The organism is Pseudoalteromonas luteoviolacea (assembly GCF_021654285.1).
Taxonomy (GTDB): domain Bacteria; phylum Pseudomonadota; class Gammaproteobacteria; order Enterobacterales; family Alteromonadaceae; genus Pseudoalteromonas; species Pseudoalteromonas luteoviolacea_J.
Map to the genome: position 1 here is coordinate 21359 of NZ_JAKFZS010000049.1, position 6000 is coordinate 27358.

Annotated in this window: 3 protein-coding genes; all 3 read right to left on the reverse strand. The window is 42.1% G+C overall.

From position 1 onward, the window contains the following. Positions 1-377: 377 nt before the first annotated feature. The 3 genes from L1077_RS25845 to L1077_RS25855 are packed head-to-tail and all read right to left on the reverse strand — an operon-like array spanning position 378 to position 5719. The gene (locus L1077_RS25845) at positions 378-2138 is read right to left on the reverse strand and encodes an FAD-binding oxidoreductase (protein ID WP_237139652.1); all 1761 of its coding nucleotides are present in this window, start codon (positions 2136-2138) and stop codon (positions 378-380) included. Further along, positions 2116-3885: an alpha-keto acid decarboxylase family protein gene (locus L1077_RS25850; RefSeq protein WP_237139653.1), complete on the reverse strand. Its 1770-nt coding sequence runs from the start codon at positions 3883-3885 to the stop codon at positions 2116-2118. Before L1077_RS25850 ends, L1077_RS25845 begins: the two co-directional genes overlap by 23 nt. Next, on the reverse strand, positions 3872-5719 hold the full coding sequence (locus tag L1077_RS25855) for a flavin monoamine oxidase family protein (protein ID WP_237139654.1): 1848 nt from the start codon (positions 5717-5719) through the stop codon (positions 3872-3874). The genes L1077_RS25850 and L1077_RS25855 overlap by 14 nt, the downstream gene beginning before the upstream one ends. Positions 5720-6000 lie beyond the last annotated feature (281 nt).

Genomic DNA, 6000 nt, shown 5'->3' on the forward strand with positions numbered 1-6000 from the left:
AAGCTTATTTTTCTTCTTTATTGCTGTTTATACAGAAATTTTCATAAATATGTCTTGTGTAAAGAATTACTAATGATAAGTCTATTTTCTGAGCTTCAGCAATTTTTGTGTGAATGATATCTTGTGTTTGATGACTAATAAGCGATGACAATGGGAACGTGTAGGCTGGAGAGGTAAATGCCTTAAGTTCTGTGAGTATGCAGTTAGTTTAGCAACTTCATATGGCAAAACTATCAGCTAGATACCTACAATCAAAAATAATAAGTAACAAAGTGGTCTATTTTCACTTTGTTACTTATGAGCCACTTGTTTGTTTTACAATCCAAGTAGCTTGCTTGCCTGCACAATACTAAGCACAAGTTTAAAGCTATATCGATTTAAATAATCGTCTTTCTTGTTCTTAAGTGATTGTAATTTATATAAACCTCTTTCTCCCCTGAATTTGTATCCAGTTTGAAACCAGAGTATTTTTCTTTGATTTTGATCAGCTCCTCATAGCTGTCTTGAAAGTAAGTTTTTGTTGGTATTGATGAATCTTTAAAACTGATGAAAGCACCATACGCGCCGTCAATCGATGTATCACGACTGACTTCAATCCAGTCTAAAGCTCGGTTTACATAACGGAATACTGGGTTATCTTGACCAAGCATTTTACGATCAAAGCTCCCGTCATATTTTAGTTTTGTATTCCACCATGTTTGATATTGAATTGTATACTGGGCTTTAGAATAAGGAAAAGCGACACGTCTAGCTGCGCCAGTAATTGTGTCATCTTCATAAAACTGCCCTGCAATAGCGCCCAGCGTTACGTAAGAAAATAAGCCTAGCTCTGCATTTTGTTCGAACAGTAACGGCGAAGTTAAAGACCGCAACAGCTCTGCTCTACCTTCCTCTGTGAGGCCCGTTTCGTGAACGAGTTTAGAGGTGATTTTATGTGGTGCCGGTGCGTCATAGTCAGGTGTAAATGGCGTGCCATTTTCATTTGATACCAAAGCTTGCTTTACACCAAGTGGTTTTAAGTTTGCTAAGGTATCTCTAGACCAGTTAGACATCAATGCAGAGCTGTAGTTAAGCTTGGTATCAGTACCTGTCTTAGTTACTTTTGCCGTTGGAAAATATTGCCCGACAAAATTGTCCAGCTCGCTCTCTGTACCTTCCCAATACCCGTACATGGTGCTGGGGTGTCTCAATGATTTTACGCTGATACAGGCTTGATCGGGAATTGCGTTGATCTTAAGGTTTGTACCCACAAGGCGCTCGGTTCGCGGGTCATTAATTGCGCGTTCCCACTGTGTGAGTAAAGTCCATGTTTCTAAATTTGTTGAGTCTGCTTCCTCATTGTTCCAATGGAGCTCAAAGCGGTGTATTTCGTCAGGGATCTCAAATGCCTTGACTCTGAACTCTGTAACTATGCCATAACTTAAAGCGCCACCGCCCCGTAGTGCCCATAATATATCTGGATACTCCGTTTCTGAGACTTGAATTTTTGTTCCGTTTTGCAAAATAACTGTTGCGCCTACCAGTGACTCGCAGCACATTCCTTTCGCTCTAGTCCAAGGCCCCCAGCCCCCACCCTGAACATAACCTGCTAAGCCGACAGTTGCGCATGTGCCATGAGGGATCGTCAAAGGCGGTATCTTTTTATCTGCTGGATTGGCCAGTTTTGGGATAACCTGATAAAAGCGATAACCTGAACCGATATGTGCAATATAGTCCTTGCCACGCTGGTGAATAGAAAACTCTTTTAGCTCGCTAAGATCGAGCAATACAACATCGGTACCAGTGCACTCCCCTTCATGATCATGACCGCCTGAGCGCACACGAATTGGTAGTTTGTGCTGTATCGCTTCTTGATAAGCATTTACAACATCATCGGTGTGCTTGCACATTACGATAACGGAAGGCGAAAACTGTAATCTCGTATTAAAAATCAATGCTTTCGATTGATATCGTAAAAAGCGTTTATTATCTAGATCTTCTGAAGGTAGCAGCGTCAGTAATTGATCAGACTCGAAAGCATGGGTTTTCTTCAGTGTTTTTATGTAGCTTATAGTTTTTTCCCAGTATGCCTCAATACGCTTTTCAGCTTCTTCTAATTGACATTCTGGCTTTGGTTTATTGCATTGTTCTGTCATCATTATTTCCTTTTTCTGAGCTGCATGGGCAATTTTCAACCTGAGTGCCTGTTATGGCTTCAGCGAGATCTTTTATCGCGGGTGCGAGGTCTTTTTTATTTAGGTTAACTTTAATTAAATATGATTTGTCTTGGTTTGCATTTATCGTTGAGAAAGCTTGATTTAAATCCTCTACATTTTCCACATTCAAATATTCGACCAAATAAGCCTTGGCTAGTGCTTCGTAGTTCCAATGATGAAGCTTATCAAACGGCGCAAATTCACCGCTGGGTGTAAACGCACAGATATCAACGAACGATTGCTCTATGGCATAGACTTGATTGCTCATCACAAAAACAACGGTATTGAGCTTATTATGGCTAATTGTTGAAAGCGTTTGACACATCATCATAAAGCCACCATCACCTGCAATAACAGCGCTTCGCCTTGGATTGGCCAATCCAGTACCGAGGGAGCACCCAGTTTCGTGGCCTAAGGACCCCCAAGCGGCGTCACTGACAAAGCGGTTCTTTTCTATGCCAGTCAAACGCGCTGCCATATAAAGAGATGAGCTTTCACCTAATATTAAATTTAGATCCTGCACGTGTTGTGACCGAACTAATTGTTGTTGATAAGTAACAAAAAAATTATCGTATGTTATTTTGTCGCTATCGTGGATCGGTGTATTCAAGTATGAATTTTTTGGTATGGTACATTGCGTATGCTGCTGTCGGGGTGTTTGCTTAATATACTCAACTAAGTCACCAATAAACTGTGCCAAGTTGATACCACTAATACGTTCACATTTGCCTACTCTCGCCTCCCCCATATTCACTCTGATCAGGTTAGTTCCTTGCTTATCTAACATGGTGAGGTAGTCGTCTGTGAATATCATACCCAGTGCCAAAATGCAGTCTCGTTCTTTAACAAAGTCAAACGTCTCTGGCCAAGAAGCCTCCCCAGCGTAGGTACCAATAAACAGCTCTTTACCTACCCCTTGCGTCTCACTTAATACCGACTTGGCAAGTGTAGACGTTGTATAAGGTACGTTTAAATGACAAAGTAAGCTTTCTACTTGTGCTTGTATGCCAAGGCGAGCAACCTCTATACCCAATAAAACGAGTGGTTTTTCTGCCTTTTCAAGGCGGCTAATTGTTTTTTCAAGTAGTGCTGCCATCGCCGGTGGTTCAGAGGCTGGAAGCTCTATAACTAGGTCATTATCTGGTTTATTACAGGGTGCTCCCCATACATTTTGCCAAGCTTCAAGGTAAATTGGCCTTTTTTCACTCATTGCTAATTGCAGCGCGCGGTCTATGATACTAGGAGCCGCAGTCGCATCCGCAAGAATTTCGCTGGCAACAGTGACGTTTTCAAAAATTTTCTTGTCAGCACTATAATCGCCTGTAGAGTGATGGAACAGCACACCCGTTTCTTCGATATCTACACGATTTGACGCCGAGGGACTCGCCGAAATAACGACTACGGGATTTCGCTCTACATACGCACCAGCAATTGCATTTAGGACGCTAAATGTACCCACGCCATACTGCACTGACACCGCGCCAATACCGCGATATCTTGCGTAACCTTCAGCAGCATAGCCTGCTCCCAGCTCAGTTACATCGCCAACGGCATCGATGCCAGGGAAGTTGTCTAACGCAGTCATGAACTCCTGTACATAGTCCCCGGGGACTTGAAAAACTTTGTCAAGTCCAAACTGTTTTAAGCGCCACAGCAGATAATCTGCAACGGTAAAATTAGCGGTACTCATGATTTATTCCTTCATAGGCAAACTCAGTAGCTTCATTGAGGGTTTTTGAGCTGGCGTTGGGCTGCTTAGTTTCGGAGGCTGAGTCGCATTGCTTGCAACAGTCAATTGGCAAGTAATTATGAGGTTTGCCACATGTACTTAGCCATGTCGGCGTCGGTAACTTGAAGAACTCTGCAAGAGTTGACTCAGCTGTATTTAGTGCACCTTCTACCCAGCCTTGTTCATATGAGTATGCTTCACCAACAATATAGATGTCTTCTGTCTCAACAGGGTGACGCATTTTGCACATGATCTCATCTAGTCGGTAGTTAGCCTTCCATTCATGCCATCCACCACCATATGGATCATCTCCCCATTCTTGATAGATGGCAGAGTAAGGCATAGGCAATGCTTTTTGATTATGTAACGCTTGGATCTGACGGTGTGCAGCTTCAACCATACCTGTTGTGATTTGGTATTGATTTTTCGGGACTATTTCATTTTGGCAGTAGCCTTCAACGCCATATGCTGGCACATACCCTTGGTAGTGTTCCCCTTTTTCTAGTCCCTTCCAATAAGGGATTGTACCAATATCATTATAGGAGGCCATCAGTAGTGAGTTGGTATTTGGCTCGCCATATGTGTACTGATTTTTGCAGACCTTTTCGCCCTTTTCATTGCTGGTATACTCTACGCATTCCTTTTGGTCGCACTCAGTTCCTAAGTAGTAGGTTTGTCGGATGGGTAGATCTGTCACTGAACGACCAGCAACAAGCCCAAGGCTACGCCACCATGGTTGTTCGTACGCCATAAACATCTTGATTGCTTTTTGGCTTAGCACCGATGGAATGTTTTCTTTCAGCCAAGGATCATCAAAAAAAGGTGATTCGATAAGCTCTAACGACCTTCTTGGCATAGCGAGGATCAATCGTTTGGCTTTAACGCACTGAACAGGGGCGTTAGCATCAATGACTTTCTTTTGGTCATTAACCATCATTGGTTGAAAAGTCAGATTGTAACGGTATTCTTCACAATCATGCATTTCAATTTTTACTAAACGTCTTAACATGTTGATCCGTTTAGAACTTTCTAGGCACCCAGGTGCTTTTTTAAACTCATCACGAAGTTTAAGAGGTAGAGCTTGAAAACCATCTTTCAGAGTTTTAAATACGGTATCGTCGCTGTACTCTGTCGCTGGTAATTGGGTTACTGCATTGGCATTTGCAACATTGGCATCGTACCCGCCTGCCTCCTTCATAAATAGATAAGCTTCGTTACTCAGTACATGCTCTAAAAGATTCCAAAAACCTAGTTTCCATATTTCTTTACCAAAAACTTTGACTTTCATTTGTTCAGATAGCGACATATCTGCAAAGCCCGGACAGATCAGGTTCATTACTTTTACTTGTAAATCTTCAGGTCCATACCCGCGCTCGGTTTCTTCAAGGTTGTAAGGTATTTTATCTGGGCATTCGGCAAAATCTCGATACCTAAAGTATTGGCCTCGTAAGTAAAACAAATTGTTTTCACTACCGGCTTTGGGAGAGTTGTGCTGTTCAGAGGGATATAGAGGCAGCTCTGACCCCATCGGAAAATCTTTTGTTTTTAATTTTAGTTCATCGACTAATGAACTCACCATTACATGATCTTCAGGGATATATCGCATGCCACCAAGCTCAGCAACAACATTTGGCAAGCCTGGAAGGTTTGTGCTGTAAAGACGACCACCGATCCGGTTGCTATACTCATACAAAGCAATGCGTTGGTCGTGTCCTAATTCTTGTTGCAGGCGCCAAGCGCTATAAACCCCAGATACTCCACCACCCACAATGGCAATGTCTATTTCACTATTCATTCATATGCTCCTTTGAGAAATAACTTAAAGAGCATATTTAAGATTCTTCATGTTAACTATTACACATAATTACAGCGTATTGCTTACAGTGCTTATAGGTTCATCAATTAGCTCAATGAAAATATGCACATGTGCGCGGCCTTGTTGATCAAATAGGCCTTTACTGAGGCCTTATTATTTTTACCAATATTCAGGCATACCTAGCCTGTTCATCGTGTTTATCACCTTGGCTTTAATCATTACTTCTGTGTGTTGGCTGTTGAAGGTGCGGCTTGTTAATT